11 protein-coding genes are annotated in these 14,730 nt (G+C 46.9%); 5 read left to right on the top strand and 6 right to left on the bottom strand.

Annotated features, from left to right (window positions below; translation table 11 throughout):
• Positions 1-3 precede the first annotated feature (3 nt).
• The 3 genes from ACN0W5_RS17920 (at position 4) to ACN0W5_RS17910 (ending at position 5,055) form a co-directional block, all read left to right on the top strand.
• Positions 4-1,218 (top strand): multidrug effflux MFS transporter, encoded by a 1,215-nt coding sequence (locus tag ACN0W5_RS17920; RefSeq protein WP_417455452.1) that lies wholly within the window; start codon positions 4-6, stop codon positions 1,216-1,218.
• Positions 1,219-1,633: 415 nt separating this feature from the next.
• Positions 1,634-3,169 (top strand): methyl-accepting chemotaxis protein, encoded by a 1,536-nt coding sequence (locus ACN0W5_RS17915; protein WP_417455451.1) that lies wholly within the window; start codon positions 1,634-1,636, stop codon positions 3,167-3,169.
• Positions 3,170-3,516: 347 nt separating this feature from the next.
• A complete protein-coding gene (locus ACN0W5_RS17910; RefSeq protein WP_417455450.1) occupies positions 3,517-5,055 on the top strand; it encodes a methyl-accepting chemotaxis protein in 1,539 nt (512 codons plus the stop codon).
• A gap of 139 nt (positions 5,056-5,194) precedes the next feature.
• Here ACN0W5_RS17910 and ACN0W5_RS17905 read toward each other — a convergent pair whose 3' ends face one another.
• The 3 genes from ACN0W5_RS17905 to ACN0W5_RS17895 all read right to left on the bottom strand — a co-directional run bounded on the left by ACN0W5_RS17905 (position 5,195) and on the right by ACN0W5_RS17895 (position 10,223).
• Positions 5,195-7,348 carry a S8 family serine peptidase gene (locus tag ACN0W5_RS17905; RefSeq protein WP_417455449.1) on the bottom strand — a complete coding sequence of 718 codons (2,154 nt, stop codon included), beginning with the start codon at positions 7,346-7,348 and terminating at the stop codon, positions 5,195-5,197.
• Complete coding sequence (locus ACN0W5_RS17900) at positions 7,341-8,486, bottom strand: phosphatase PAP2 family protein (RefSeq protein ID WP_417455448.1); 1,146 nt, start codon at positions 8,484-8,486, stop codon at positions 7,341-7,343. Before ACN0W5_RS17900 ends, ACN0W5_RS17905 begins: the two co-directional genes overlap by 8 nt.
• Positions 8,487-8,561: 75 nt before the next feature.
• Positions 8,562-10,223, bottom strand: a complete 1,662-nt coding sequence (locus ACN0W5_RS17895) for a hypothetical protein (protein WP_417455447.1) — start codon at positions 10,221-10,223, stop codon at positions 8,562-8,564.
• A 307-nt stretch (positions 10,224-10,530) separates the two neighbouring features.
• Between ACN0W5_RS17895 and ACN0W5_RS17890 the strand changes: the two genes are divergently transcribed.
• A complete protein-coding gene (locus ACN0W5_RS17890; protein ID WP_299375766.1) occupies positions 10,531-10,746 on the top strand; it encodes a hypothetical protein in 216 nt (71 codons plus the stop codon).
• A 33-nt stretch (positions 10,747-10,779) separates the two neighbouring features.
• On the opposite strand, the gene ACN0W5_RS17885 is transcribed toward ACN0W5_RS17890, so the two are convergent.
• Both ACN0W5_RS17885 and ACN0W5_RS17880 read right to left on the bottom strand, forming a co-directional pair.
• Entirely contained in the window at positions 10,780-11,799 is a 1,020-nt protein-coding gene (locus ACN0W5_RS17885) for a DMT family transporter (RefSeq protein WP_417455446.1), read from the bottom strand.
• A gap of 62 nt (positions 11,800-11,861) precedes the next feature.
• Complete coding sequence (locus tag ACN0W5_RS17880) at positions 11,862-12,920, bottom strand: DMT family transporter (RefSeq protein ID WP_417455445.1); 1,059 nt, start codon at positions 12,918-12,920, stop codon at positions 11,862-11,864.
• A gap of 182 nt (positions 12,921-13,102) precedes the next feature.
• Between ACN0W5_RS17880 and ACN0W5_RS17875 the strand changes: the two genes are divergently transcribed.
• Positions 13,103-13,903 (top strand): MBL fold metallo-hydrolase, encoded by an 801-nt coding sequence (locus ACN0W5_RS17875; protein ID WP_417455444.1) that lies wholly within the window; start codon positions 13,103-13,105, stop codon positions 13,901-13,903.
• A 15-nt stretch (positions 13,904-13,918) separates the two neighbouring features.
• Here the strand turns inward: ACN0W5_RS17875 and ACN0W5_RS17870 are convergent, their stop codons facing one another.
• The gene (locus ACN0W5_RS17870) at positions 13,919-14,704 is read right to left on the bottom strand and encodes a substrate-binding periplasmic protein (protein ID WP_417455443.1); all 786 of its coding nucleotides are present in this window, start codon (positions 14,702-14,704) and stop codon (positions 13,919-13,921) included.
• Between the last annotated feature and the right edge of the window lie 26 nt (positions 14,705-14,730).

Raw genomic sequence — 14,730 nt, 5'->3', positions numbered from 1 at the left:
ATTATGAATAAAAGTCCTTTAAAATTACCCGAGTTTGTTATTCTTTTTGCTTTGCTCACCTCTATTACAGCGCTAAGCATTGACGCAATGCTCCCTGCCCTGCCACAAATTAGTGCAGACCTTGCCATTTCCGATCCGCTTGATAGTCAGCTAATCATCTCTCTCTTTATTTTCGGGATGGTTTTTGGTGAACTTTTTATCGGTCCAGTATCCGATGCCATCGGCCGTAAAGGGGCAATTTTACTGGGTGTCGGTGTTTATGTTGGCGGCACTATTGTCGCAATGACGGCCTCTACCTTTGAGGTATTGATCCTTGGCCGTATTATCCAGGGTATCGGTGCATCAGGTCCCAAAATAGCCACCCGCGCTTTGATCCGCGATCAATACGAAGGCGAAGCTATGGCACGGATCATGTCTTTTATTATGGTCATCTTCATCATGATCCCGATGATCGCTCCCGCCTTTGGTCAGATGGTTTTGGCCATTGCCGAATGGCGATATATTTTCTTCTCGTTTCTTATTCTTTCAGTTTCAACTGGATTTTGGTTGATCATTCGTCAGCCTGAAACACTGTTAAAAGAAAACCGGATACCACTTTCACCAAAAAAATTAATGCAATCCACGGGTCGTATTCTAAAGCATGGCAAAGTCATGTGTTATTCGGTTTCTGGCGGTATGATTTTCGGGGCCTTGCTGGTCTATGTAAGTACATCCCAGTCGATCTTCGAAGACTTATATGGTGTGGTCGATAACTTCCCGCTCTACTTTGCTGTTTTGGCCTCTTCTGTTGCTCTCTCTTCTTTGATCAACTCACAATTGGTCATGCGCTTTGGCATGCACAGGATGGTGGTTTTTGCTCTCAGTGCTCTGATTTTCTTTACCGCAACTTTGTTTTTCTTTGCCTTACCTTATGATGGAATTCCGCCCTTTGCAGTCTTTATGATCAATGGCTTCTTCATTTTCCTTTGGGTTGGCATTCTCTTTGGCAACATCAATGCCATGGCGATGCAGTCCCTTGGAAAAATGGCTGGATTGGGCGCATCTGTCATTGCCTCTATCTCTAGTTTGGTTGCCGTGGCCGTTTCTGTCTCGGCCGGTCGGCTCTATGACGGAACTGTGATGCACATGGTCTTTGCCCTTTGCTTCTGTGGGGTCACAGCACTGATTTTGGTCATGGTGGCAAAACGAAGTAAGGCAGGAATTTTACTTCCTGCTTGATATTCCATATTTCAGGCTTATATGACGAAAATAAGTAATAATTTAGCTTTCTCTCGTTCTGCAAAGAAGATACGAAGGGCTAAATCATCTAATTAAGTATGGGCTCGCATTATTCTGGCCCTACTTAACGGGGCCCATCATATCCCCCTTAATGATGGGCCCCACCTTTTACATTAAAAATCACCATTTTTTTCTGTTTTATTGCCCCCTTCACCACAAAAACAAACACACGCACAGGGATAAAAAATTACAGACCTAGCCCTCATAGGTTCAGGAAATTTTAATTATCTGCCTTTACCATCTTAGCGTTTGGTACAGCTCTCACAGGGTATCAAAAGTTGTGTTGCCATGTACATGATACCTTTACAACAAGCCTTGCCCAGAAAAGGGCACAGGCTGCAAAGGACAAACAGATATGCTCAAACTTGGTAAAAAGTCTCGCCCTGTCGATCATCGCCCAAAAAACTGTAAGTTTAACAAAGCGGAAATGGACTTTATCCTATCAGCTTTAAACCAATCCCAGGCTGTTATTCAGTTTCAAACAGATGGTACAATTATTACAGCCAATAAAAATTTCCTCGCGGCCATGGGGTACACGCTAGAAGAAGTCAAAGGCCAACATCACAGTATGTTTGTAGAGGAATCATATAAAAGTTCGCCCGAATACAAACAGTTCTGGGCAGACTTAAACGAAGGAAAGTTCCAGTCTGCAGAATACAAGCGCATCAGCAAAGGGGGAGGGGAAATCTGGATACAGGCATCCTATAACCCGATCATGAATTCATCAGGAAAAGTCGTTAAAGTCGTCAAATATGCAACCGACATTACCCAGCAGACATTGCAAAATGCAGATTACAAGGGTCAAATTAGCGCGATCGGGAAATCACAAGCCGTTATCTCGTTTGAATTGGACGGAACCATTATTGATGCAAATGATAATTTCTTAAACGCAGTTGGTTACAATCTCGAAGACATTCAGGGCCAACATCATAGTATGTTTGTTGATCCAAAAGATAAGCAATCAGATGAATATATCCAGTTTTGGGAAAGTCTGCGGCGCGGAGAATTTCAAACAGCCGAATACAAACGAATAGGCAAAGGTGGCAAGGAAATCTGGATACAGGCGTCCTATAACCCGATTTTTGATCCGAATGGAAAACCCTTTAAAGTCGTCAAATTTGCTACCGATATCACCCAGCAGGTTATCAATCGGGAAAAGGCAACCAAGGTCAGCGAAATCGTCGATGAAAACCTAGGGAAAATACTGGAAACAGTCGTTGCCGTAAATAACCAGTCATCTTCAGCGGCCCAAGCATCAACAGAAACATTGCAAATGGTCGAATCAGTTGCCGCTGCATCTGAAGAATTTCAAGCCTCTGTAACGGAAATAGCCAGAAGCATGACAGCTTCACAAGATGACGTCAGAAAGGCAATCGAAGAAGCCCACACAGCAGATGACCTCACCCAAAAGCTCACAGAACAAGCCCTGTCGATGGATAGCGTTGTCAGTGTTATTCAAGATATTGCCGGGCAAATCAATCTACTTGCCTTAAATGCCACGATTGAATCCGCACGTGCCGGAGAAGCCGGAAAGGGCTTTGCCGTCGTCGCATCCGAAGTCAAAGCACTAGCCAATCAGGTCGGGAGTGCGACAGAAAAAATTTCGTCTGAAATTAGCGGCATGCAATCAATTTGCAGCAGCGTGGTGGAAAATTTAACCAGTATCAGAGGTGCCGTTGAATCCGTCGAAGGCAGTGTAACCTCTGTATCTGGTGCCGTAGAAGAGCAAACTGCTGCATCGAGTGAAATTGCATCAAATATTCAAACCGCTGCAATGGCCGTTAATGAAGTTAACACTAATCTGGACAGTATCAGCAACGCCGTAGCATCGGTCGAAGGTCGTGTAACCGCAGTGTCGCAGGCTGTCGGCGAACAGACCGCCGCCCAATAAATGATATAGAGGTCACTTTTATGTTTTGAAAACCCTAAAATTTTCATCAAAGCAATGAATACGGGGCATAAAAGATGCCGCAACCAAACACTTAGTTTTAAGCAGAACGAAGAAGCGATCATGCCCGAAATTTCAACGGTAAGCATCTCGATCATAACCCGACATAAACCCAAGGCTGCAAACAGGTTTTAAGGCCAAAAAAATTTAGCAAAATTTAACCTTTAAACACTAACTATCAACAAGCCGAATAACCTGGTTAAAAATATTATCTCGCATTGATATTTTTCACTGTAAATAAGACTGCTCTCTAAGATTTTATAGCTGAGAGTTAGAAAGGATTACCCCGTATGTTCTCGTTTGGTAAAAACTCCCGGTTAACGGCGGATCAGCCAAAAAGTTATAAGTTAAACAAAATTGAAATGACGTTGATTTTGAATGCCCTGAATAAATCTCAGGCTGTTATTCAATTTGAAGTCGATGGCACCATTATCACAGCAAACCGTAATTTCATTGGTGCTTTGGGCTACACCTTAGAAGAAATAAAAGGCAAACATCACAGCATGTTTGTCGACCCTGCCTATAAAAGCTCTGCTGAATACAAACAGTTTTGGGCAAACCTTAAAAAGGGAGAGTTTCAGGCTGCTGAATATAAGCGGATCACAAAAAGCGGTAAACCAATCTGGATCCAAGCATCTTACAACCCCATAATCGATGCATCAGGAAAAGTCACCAAGGTTATTAAATACGCCACCGACATTACTGAACAAACGCTGCAAAATTCTGATTACAAAGGTCAGATCAATGCCGTGAATAAATCACAGGCGGTTATTTCCTTTAATCTGGATGGTACCATCATTGATGCCAACGAAAATTTCCTCAAAACCGTTGGCTATGAACTGCGTGAAATTCAGGGACAGCACCACCGCTTGTTTGTTGAAGAAGAGTACAAAAATTCCAAAGAATACGAACAGTTCTGGGACTCACTGCGACGGGGTGAATTCCAGACGGCGGAATACAAACGCATCGGAAAGGGCGGGAAAGAGATCTGGATACAGGCATCCTACAATCCAATCCTTGACCCCGATGGCAACCCGTTTAAGGTCGTCAAGTTTGCAACTGATATCACTCAACAGATTGCAGATCGACAAGAAGCAGCCAGGGTTGGTAAGCTTGTTGATGATAACCTCGTGAAAATTCTCGAAGCCGTTGAGAATGCAAATGCACAGTCATCAGCGGCCAGTTCCGCATCGAACAACACCCTACAAACCGTTCAATCCGTTGCGTCTGCATCCGAAGAGTTTCAGGCATCAGCCAGTGAAATTGCCCGCAGCATGAACACATCGCGAAACGATGTAAAAAAAGCAATTGAAGAAGCAACCAATGCCGATCAGCTCACCCAAAAACTGACCGAGCAGGCCCTGTCTATGAACAGTGTTGTCAGTGTTATTCAGGACATTGCCGGACAAATTAACCTGTTGGCCCTAAACGCAACCATTGAATCCGCCCGCGCAGGTGAAGCAGGCAAAGGCTTTGCCGTTGTGGCATCCGAAGTCAAGGCACTGGCCAATCAGGTCGGCACCGCCACAGAACAGATTTCATCAGAAATCATTGGCATGCAATCTGTCTGCGATAACGTGGTTGAAAACCTAAACAGCATCCGCGATGCCGTGGGTTCCGTAGAAAGTAGCGTCACAGCCGTTTCCGGTGCGGTAGAAGAACAAACATCTGCTTCTCACGAAATAGCATCTAGCATGCAATCAGCCGCAACCGCGGTCAGTGAGGTCAACGAAAATCTGGTGTCAATCACCAGTGCCGTTGACAATGCCAATAACTTTGCCCGCGAAGGCACTGACCTTTACCGAAGCCTCAATAAAACGGTTATTTAAATCATCCGCACTTCAAACAACAAGGGCCGGGAAATTCCCCGGCCCTTCTACGTCGCCCATTTTACAAGCTTTTCTAATTGAGTTCTCCATAGGCCCATGCTGTTTGTATCCCAGGCAAACAAACAGACAGAACAAACATCTAGCTGCCGTAAATTTCACCTAATGGAAAACGTCCGACGCCCTGTCGATCGGGATCAAGTGGCGTAAAGTATCCCTTGGCCTGCCGGGTTGCTTCAATGGCAATTGCCTGTGCCTGAAGCTCATCAACCGCGTCGGTTGCAACACCTGTTTTATAGGCATTTGCAATCGCACGAGTGATCGTGGGTGCCGCAACTGACGTGCCGTCTAGCGCAACGGACACACCAGAATTAACACCTGATGCCCGTACGCCGCGAAAGACAGGACTGCGATCGCTTTCCGCAGAAACAAAAGGACTGGTGGATTGTTCCGGCAGACTGGCGTCCGTGGTTTGATAACCGCTGTAAAGGGCCGCCCGCCCCGTTTCTTCGACATGACCACCAACAACAACAGGCACCTCACCTGTCGCAAGACCATTAGAAGCCCCAGCGCGTTTCACGATGGATTGATTATCCTGTACCTCTAGCTTCCCTTCGCGATCATAGACCCTATAGGCCCCATCATCGAAATAGGATTGCCGCCCCAATGCAGGATACCCAAAAGGCGAAGCATCGCGTTGAATACGGGCGTGAATTGATGCCGGTAGGTCCTTACCCAACCGCTTGGTCACCCGCACCATCCACAGACCATTCGGTGCAGCCTTTAGCCCAGCGTTTCCCACACCTTCTTTTGGGCGTACTTCTGTTGGCGCAAGGGTTAGCATAAAACGTCCGCGTTCATCATCTTCCGACAAAGGTGTGTGCCTGTCATACGACAACCGCGCAATGGCCCTTGCCCCCCGTGTCAGAACAACGGCGCTATCCACAACGCCTGTTAGTTTTTGCGAGGGAATTTCCTCTGTTATCGGCGGGATAACCTCAACCTCGATGTCTCCGTCGTCATAGCCCGAGTTTGGCATCCAGATTTCCAGATAGCTGGATGTTCGGTCATTAGGCTGTACCCGCCAGGGCAGGTCACAGTACGCGGTGGCTGGGGTTGGGGCTGTATCATCAGCACAATCGCCAACCTTAAAATCATCATCTGTAATCACAGCATGAGATCGTTCCAAATGATGATTTCCCGAAGGCAACACCACAGACGTCGGCGCAACACGGTCGTTTCTGGCGGTGACAATTTCATCAATTGCCTTTTCCAGCATTGACGTCCCATCATGCGGACCGCCAAAAATCCCGTAACTGAAATTAATCACCACAGGCAGGTTCGGCGCAATGCGATCTGCACGATCAAGAATGTAATGCACCCCCGCCAAAATGAAACTGTCCAGCCCCATACCCGACGTGTCCCAAGTCACAGCGGCGGGCACCTGTACCGTTATAATCCGATCCTCGTCTAAAGCATCTGATGACATACTTTCGTAATCCGCCCCGGCCGCCAGATCGAGCACATGTGTGCCGTGTGCTGCTTTACCATCCAGTGAATTTGGCATTACCTTGCGGCTATCCACCAATCCCAACGCCCGATAAAGCGCGGCTTCATTGGTTGCGCCCAATGCATCTGTGTATTGGGCAAAGGTACTGTCGATATCAGCCTTGGTATATTCCCGGCCAAAAGCAACGCCAGAGCTAGTAACAGAGCCAACGTCCGAACCTGAACCAGATTCCGCATCACCATCCTGCACCCACGCAAAATCAATTCGTGTGCTGCCAAGTTCTGACTGAAACCGACGATTGGCGATAGCAATACCATCATCAATAACGCCGATCACAACCTTTGCCCCAGAACTACCACCACCCGTACATACAGAAGATTGCCCCGAAGTCGAGGATGGATCAGGAGATTGATCAGGCGCATAGCTCTGATTAACACTAGCGGCTCGTAACGGAACGCCTATACGGCGTTTGATTTCTGTGGTTCGCGCAGTTGAATGTTCAAAAGCACGGCCAGAAGAACGTTGTCGACCAACGGTACTTTCCCTCAGAACAAAAGGACGAAAGCTAGGCTGCTCACCCCCCGGACGGTAAAGTGTCGGGTAAATCGCATCCGGATTTTCATCGCCCGCAGCAAAGTTTTCCGACGCTTCGGTGCCGGTATAACAGTGCGCTTCATTTGGCGGACCAAAGGGAAAGCCATAGCCTGCCCCCGTATCCAGCAGCCAGTCTTCATAGGGATCAACGGCCTTGATGCCATCGTCCTGCCACCGATAGGTATCAGCCATTGCTGCCTCCCGCAGCGGGTGCTTCCTCCCACTCGCTTTTGGCTTTGAGCCACAACCAACGGAACAGGTTATCCGGCTCTCCATGAACCTCGGACGTACCCCACTTTACAACCGGGTCACTATCCCCATCGCCCAAGGCAATGACAGATTTGTCAAAATCACCTGTGGCGTTGTTCCCTATGAATTCGACGGCATCAATATCGCCATTTTCTCCGCTGGCAAGCTGCAACAAATAATGCCCAAGCGTCGTCCCCAACGCTGCCCCAGCTGTACTATCCGTCGGGAAATGCACCCCCGCGACAGTACGGTTAACTGCAATGCGCTCGGCAACAGAAAGCAATAATTCCCTAATCGAAGGACTTTGTTGAAACGACATAATCGTATCATCCAGCAGCGCCCCAAAAACGGTTGCTACCGTGAATGCTTCGGTAGAATGACCGCTTGGTAACGTCCCATGCCCCGGTGTTGGAATAATCGGCTGAATTTGTGCCGAATAGATATCCGGACGCCGGCAAGCCAAGCTGTGCTTGGTTCTAAGCACAACATGCGATGCAAGCTGTTGGACAAGGCTTATTAGTTGAAGTGTATGCGTATGAGTAGCCGCATTCAAAGGAACAACAGAGGTGAAAAATTCAGTCGGATAACCAACTTGCGCTAATATTTCCCCTGCCCGATCTGCACGTTGATCTGCATAGTTCCGTACATATTCCAATTGAGATCGAAAGACCTCTTCACTTGGTCGAGATAGCTTTGCCAATTTTGAATATGAAGGATGCGGCGCGTGATCCAACCCACCGTGAGGGTGATCATGTTGAAACCATATTGAAACAGCTCCTTCATCAGCATCCCCTTTAAAAGACAGGCGAGAGATTAAGTCAGTTAAAATGGTCGATGCACGAACACGGGGTGACCAACGGCTGAGATTAGCAGCCTGATCGGCACGAATATGTGGTGGTTCAACACCCGGCTCAGGTAAATTCCAAGGATCGCGAATAGCATCAGAGGACGTTAAATATGCCCCTGTTGCTATCCCGCCCATGCCACTCATGCCGCTCATGCCGCTCATACCGCTCATGCCACTCATACCGCTCATGCCGCTCATGCCGCTCATGCCAGATTGTGTTGAATTTATTGACATTACTAGCTCCTGTTAAAAAATTTTTATCTAGAAACTGAACTCATAATAAGTTCCTTGCTTCATCAAAAATGTAGTTTAGTTGCTTGGCACACCAGACTTTCGAAAAGCCTCTGCCCACATTTGGCCTGTTTTAAAATTTGCAGCAGGATGGTTCATCAACCACCCGCTGACTGTAAGGTTTGGTTCACAAACCAATAGTTCTTTTGCAGCCTCTTGCGCTTCAACTTCTCTTCCCAAAAAATGTAATGCAGCTGTTTTTACCCTTAATGTTGAGCTGTGCCTTCTATTTTCCTTTAGAGAACTTTCGGCATATTCCAACGCTAAATCGTACTGTTGATCAGCAGCTAAAGCTGTTGCAGTTAAAGACTCAAAATAATACTTTTGAGGATCAAGGGGCGACAATGAGCAAGCCCTTTTGGTAAAGGAAACAGCTTTCATTCCTTCATCACGAAATGCGTGCATGGTTCCCTTGAGCAACCAAGCCAAAGCATCATTAGGGTTTAGTTCTGTTGCTCTATCAAATCTACGTTCTGCCGCATCAAATTCTTTCAGCAAATTGCTATGCACTAATCCATCTGCGGCTAGAGAAAATGAACAATCAGGATCTAAATCCAAGGCTCTAGCGGTACAATCCCTAGCAATCTGGCTGTCTTTTTTAAGGTCACTACTCCACCCCTGATGAACAGATAGAACATACCACTTACCCAACCAAGCGTAGAGAGACGCATGATTGGGTGATTTGCGGATAATCTCTTCAATTAACGGTCTGGCCTTGGCAAAACTTGCGAGTTTTAACCTATGCATCAATGCAACGCCTGAAACCAGCAATGCGTGGCTGGCCACTTCTGGTAGCGGCTTGCTCGTCGCCAACTCAATAGACGTAGATAGAATGGACTGCCCAATCTGGCGAGAGATATCAGCGACGATTTCCTGCCCGCCATTAAGGAAGTCTGACATCTTTGCAGAAAACTGCCGCGACCAGATAATACGCCCGCTGTCAGCATCCAGAAAATCAGCATCCAGATGAAAGCGCTCACCAGATAAGCGGTAGCTGCCGTGAATGACGTATTCGACATTCAACGCCCGCCGGACATCTGCCAGATTTAAAAGGCGCATATTCAGATTACGACAGGACAGATGGGAAATAACGTCGATCAACTGTGATCTTGAAAGTGCGCGCGAGACTTCTTCGGCCAGCATATCCCCCAGAACATTTTCACCGTCCCGCTTGAAACTTTGCAAAAAGGGAAGAACAGCGACAGCCGGCAAAATGCCAGTTTTATCCGACGGATTAAAAAACTCTAACGCAGAGCTTAGTTGTGGGCGGTTACTTCGTTGTTCATTTACCCATGATGTAAAACCACCTTCGGCAATTTCCAACCCTTCCAGAAACTCACCTTCGGCGGATGTGCCAATCAGCTCAACCAGATCGTGATTAAGGCCAATATTATCATGGGAAACAACAAACAGGCTGTCAAAATCGGGGCCAATCGCCCGTTTCAAATCGCTCAATCCCCGGCGTAAACTTGCACGGCCCAATTCCACACCCGATAACGACCACAGCTTATCCTGTAGCCACGAACGTGTTCGTGTCATATCCGGCGCCATTGCCAACAGTGCAATCATTGCCCGCAGTTTTGCACTACGTACATTAAGCTTGCTACCATCGGACCACTCGGCGCTAAAGGTGCCGTAAAGCCGCAGTTTAAGTGTTTTTGCTGCCGGGTTATTTTGCATTTTTATACCCAGACCCTATCCCTTTATCAGAAGCATCAGACCGATGCCTCTAAATTACCCTTTTAAGTTCACAGAGATTACCACTTGTAGAGAAAGTTAAAAAACCTTTTACGTTTTTTTCACGCTTTTTGGACGCTACCTGATCTCATAACTGCTTCATAATACACTATATAAAAATTCAATTTTAGTTTGGCGGATTAAAACTTGATCAAAGCTCATTATAACCTTAGCGACAAAAACCTCACCAAGAGGCAAAGATAGGCGATATAAAGCAAATACTTAATAAAATAGAATAGGAAATAAAAGTGTGACCGGACGTCATAAACCGACCCCACAAATAGTACCCGATCAGGACACTCTCAAGCCAAGAGACCTCAGTGATTTTTGCCAGAAGTGGAATGACCTGAAGATACACGCAAGCGACGAACAACTGGAAACTGCCAAGCTTTCACCAGAAAGCCGCGAAGTCATTTCCTGGCTAACCATCCTTGCTGATAAAGTTTGCCATACCGAAGATTTTTAATTTTCTAACGAAACACGCTTTGAAATACTGAGATCATAGACCTTTAGCCCTGCGTTCACGCCAGAAAGAATAAAGACCAGTGATAATCAACAGGCTACAACCAACGACGGTTGCCGTATCTGGTGGTTCATTAAAAACAAAGTATCCGACCAACAGCGCCCAGACCATCACGGTATAGCGAAAGGGAGCAACAAAGGCGACTTCGCCCACGCGCATTGCCCGGATCAGGGTGATATGAACCAGCATGATGAAAAAGGCTGCCCCCATCAGAAGTCCTATTGTATCGCCCGTGACTTCTTTCCATTCCATGGTCGGTAATAACAAAGCGCAAACCAGCGTAACCGAGACCATTGTCACAAAGGCCACGAACAGAGATGGCAGCCCCGATGATATCTTTCGAGTGGCCAGATCTCGTATCGCGACCGATAACATCGACGCAAGCGCCCATAGTGAATAGACACTAAACCCATCGGTTCCCGGTTGAACAATAATCAGAACGCCAACAAAGCCCAGTGCAATACCGCCATATCGACGCCACCCCACCGTTTCGCCCAAAAAGACCGCTGCCCCCAAAGTGATCACCAGGGGTAAGGCCTGTAAAATCGCCGTTACATTGGCAACCGGCATATTGAAAAGGGCCATAAAGTAACAAAGGGATGCACCAATTTCACCGATCACGCGGATGATCAAAACCTTGGCATCCTGCCCGCTTAAAGAAACAAACAGTTCTTTTCGGTACCAGGCAAAGCCCCCTAAAACCAACGCCGCACAACACCCACGGAGAAAAATCGCCTGAAACAAGGTCAGGTCAAAAGAAACAAGCTTCATCAGCGTCACATTACCAATAAAGGCTGCCATCCCAAGAGACATCAACAAAGCCCCGCGCAAGTTTCCCTTAGCCCCGCGATCACCTTCATCCGTGGCTTCAGTTATTGCAGCATCAAGCGCAATTGTCTCGGCAACAATATTATTCCCAACAGCTTTACCAGGTTCGTTCTCATCAGCTGATGTTTTACTGTTTGTCTGATCCGCTTTCTTGCTTGGCCCGCTCAATTAAACTTTCCCCTCGCCACAACAACTTATCGCACTGGGAACTTATCACCCCAGTAACTTATTCATCGATTGATCATTTCTTCGGCCTTTTCCAGATCTTTGATCTTTTCCGGCCAGATGGTTTGCTCCGCACCGTTATCATCATCATCCTGGGACGATTTTATGTTTTGCCCACCTCGGGCTTCAGCCCGCTTTTTCAGCTTGTTTTCACGATAGAAGGTATAGACACCCGTAATGACCAGAATAATACTACCGACATTTGTCCAGAAATCGGGTATATCCCCAAAAACAACGATCCCGAGCAAGATCGCCCAAAGCAAAATTGTATAGCGGAAGGGGGATACAAAAGCGGTCTCGCCCCGGCGCATGGCGATAATAACACTCAGATAACCAACCATGACAAAACAGCCCGCCCCGGTCAGGTATCCCAAGGATATTGCCTGAACGGGCTGCCATCCCGATGTGGGGAGCAAGACCCCAGCCGTCAGGGTTAAAAAGATAGATGTCAACAGGGCAACGTAGATAGAAGGAACCGCGTTAGAGACCTTCTTGGTCGCAAGGTCACGCATGACAATGAAAACCACCGCAGCCAAGGCCCAGAAGGAATAAGCGTTAAAACCCTCTGCCCCCGGTCGGACAATGATCAAAACACCAATAAAGCCAACCGCAATCGCGGAATAACGCCGCCACCCCACGGTTTCACCCAAAAAGAGTGCCGCCCCCAAAGTAACAGCCAATGGCAGGGCCTGTAGAATTGCCGTTGAGTTGGCAATCGGCATGTTAAACAAAGCCGTCAGGTAACAGAGCGTTGCCCCGACCTCACCAAAAATTCGAAAGGCCAAAACTTTTCTGTCCGCAATTGAAACCGAATGAAATAGTGCTTTGGTTCGCCAGGCAATAAGCCCCAGAAACAACGTCGTAAAAAGCCCACGCAGAAAAATTGTCTGAAACAAAGACAGATCAGCCGAAGCCAGCTTCATCAAAGCATCATTGAAAACAAACGCCGCCTGACTGACCACCATAAAGGCCGCACCCTTAAAGTTCTCTTTCGGGTCAACCCCTGCATTTTCAATGTTTGCAGACGGACCACTATTCCCGGAAATTTGATTCTTTGGGGCCATAGACCTGTTCCAGTTTTGATAAATATTAAACCATAGAGCAAGGTTTAGATTTTAATTGCAAGCAAGATTGTAGAAAATATTCATTTTGTAAAAATGGGATCATTATTAAAAGGTATTCCCCCTGATTTCATATATAACAGCGATATGGAAAGGGCCGACATGACAGAATACCTCTGCGTCACTTGCGGTACACAGTACCCAGAACAAAATTCAGAACAAAATCCGGATCCACAAGCCCCCCAACACACTGTCCGATCTGTGAGGATGAACGCCAGTACGTCCCCGAAACAGGGCAGAAGTGGATAACATCCTCTCAATTGAAGGCCCGACACAGCTTAAAGCGTACGGAACATTTTCCGGGTTTACATAGCTTTGAAATAACGCCACGCGCAGCAATTGGGCAGCGTGCTTTTTTCATAGAAACGCCCCATGGCAATATTCTGTGGGATTGCCTTGCCATTCTGGATCAACCAACAATGGACTGGATCAAAAGCCGGGGTGGACTTACGGCTATCGCAATCTCGCATCCTCATTATTACACAGCGATGAGCGATTGGAGTGATGCTTTTGATCATCCCCCTATTTACCTTCACCGTAATGATGCCCAATGGGTTCAAAAACCTCACCCCGCCATTAATCATTGGACAGGAAACAGCTTAACATTGAACCCAGATGTTACCCTGATTAAATGCGGCGGTCACTTCGCAGGCAGCACCCTTCTCCATTGGCAACAGGACAAAGGCTTCCTTTTTACCGGGGACATCATGCAGGTCGTCGCGGACCGTAAACACGTCAGCTTTATGCGCAGCTATCCAAACTATATTCCATTGCCTGCCAGCAAGGTGCGAGAAATTGCAAATTCAGTTGCCGATTTCGATTTTGACACCGTACATGGCGCCTTTGAGGGCCGGACAATTGGTAAAGACGGAAAGCTCGCGGAGGAACGATCGGTCACACGCTATGTGAAAGCCCTTGAGAACTAACCCATATGCCCTTAACTAATCCGTTATTCCATATTTCGCATTAATTTCTGTTCTATAGGAAGGAATAAGATCCCATATTCTTTCGACCATTTCCCGATTATCGGCATAAAACTCATATCCAATCAACAAATGATACGATTGGGCCTGTAAACTTGGTGATAACTTGACAATATCTTTATATCTTTCAGGATCTTCACGTATCTGAAAGTCCCCCGCTCCGGCCAAGGTCGTAACAGCTTCAATCCTTTTATGTTTCAGCATTTCCAGAAGAAATTCCGTATGAGACTGCTCTGAAACCTTCACACCTGCTTTTACTAATCTTGAACTGATTGCGTAACCAAGAGGCACTCCGACAGAATATCCCTCAACCTCGCTCAGCACGCCCTTCCATGGTATCTGGTGATCTCTTCGAACATAAAAAGAATAGCTCTTCATCGCCAATCTCGCATTATGATCAAGTGCGCCATTCACTCGCGGATAACGTCCTATAGCTTCTCGCTCCGCCAGATAAGATACTCCCAGAACACCATCGACTTCGTTCAATTCAAGTAATCGCAGGCAACGCTTCCAAGGACGCCGTACCAATTGCATCCAAATACCGAGCTCAGCCGCTACTTTGGCGAGTATATCAACATAAACGCCTCGTTGATGCAGTGGCACAACTGCATCATCCCCCATATAATAGGGTGGTTGAGCTCGATTTTCATAACACAATCGAAGTGAACCTGTATTTTCTGACGCGGTTGCCGGTGAAAAGGCACCCAAAAATATAATCGCCAGTATGATACGAAAGAAATTCACTAAAAATTATCTCCAAAGAAAATTCA

It is taken from the genome of Kiloniella sp. (assembly GCF_048270245.1).
Lineage (GTDB): Bacteria > Pseudomonadota > Alphaproteobacteria > Kiloniellales > Kiloniellaceae > Kiloniella.
The sequence above is the reverse complement of the archived record's forward strand: the minus strand, read 5'-3'. Positions and strand labels throughout refer to the sequence as shown.

What these genes read in the sequence shown, in the direction of transcription:
- ACN0W5_RS17905 (WP_417455449.1), bottom strand. Translation starts at nt 7,348, where the DNA reads ATGGCTGATACCTATCGGTGGCAGGACGATGGCATCAAGGCCGTTGAT.
- ACN0W5_RS17920 (WP_417455452.1), top strand. Translation starts at nt 4, where the DNA reads ATGAATAAAAGTCCTTTAAAATTACCCGAGTTTGTTATTCTTTTTGCT.
- ACN0W5_RS17910 (WP_417455450.1), top strand. Translation starts at nt 3,517, where the DNA reads ATGTTCTCGTTTGGTAAAAACTCCCGGTTAACGGCGGATCAGCCAAAA.
- ACN0W5_RS17900 (WP_417455448.1), bottom strand. Translation starts at nt 8,486, where the DNA reads ATGTCAATAAATTCAACACAATCTGGCATGAGCGGCATGAGCGGCATG.
- ACN0W5_RS17915 (WP_417455451.1), top strand. Translation starts at nt 1,634, where the DNA reads ATGCTCAAACTTGGTAAAAAGTCTCGCCCTGTCGATCATCGCCCAAAA.
- ACN0W5_RS17895 (WP_417455447.1), bottom strand. Translation starts at nt 10,223, where the DNA reads ATGCAAAATAACCCGGCAGCAAAAACACTTAAACTGCGGCTTTACGGC.
- ACN0W5_RS17880 (WP_417455445.1), bottom strand. Translation starts at nt 12,920, where the DNA reads ATGGCCCCAAAGAATCAAATTTCCGGGAATAGTGGTCCGTCTGCAAAC.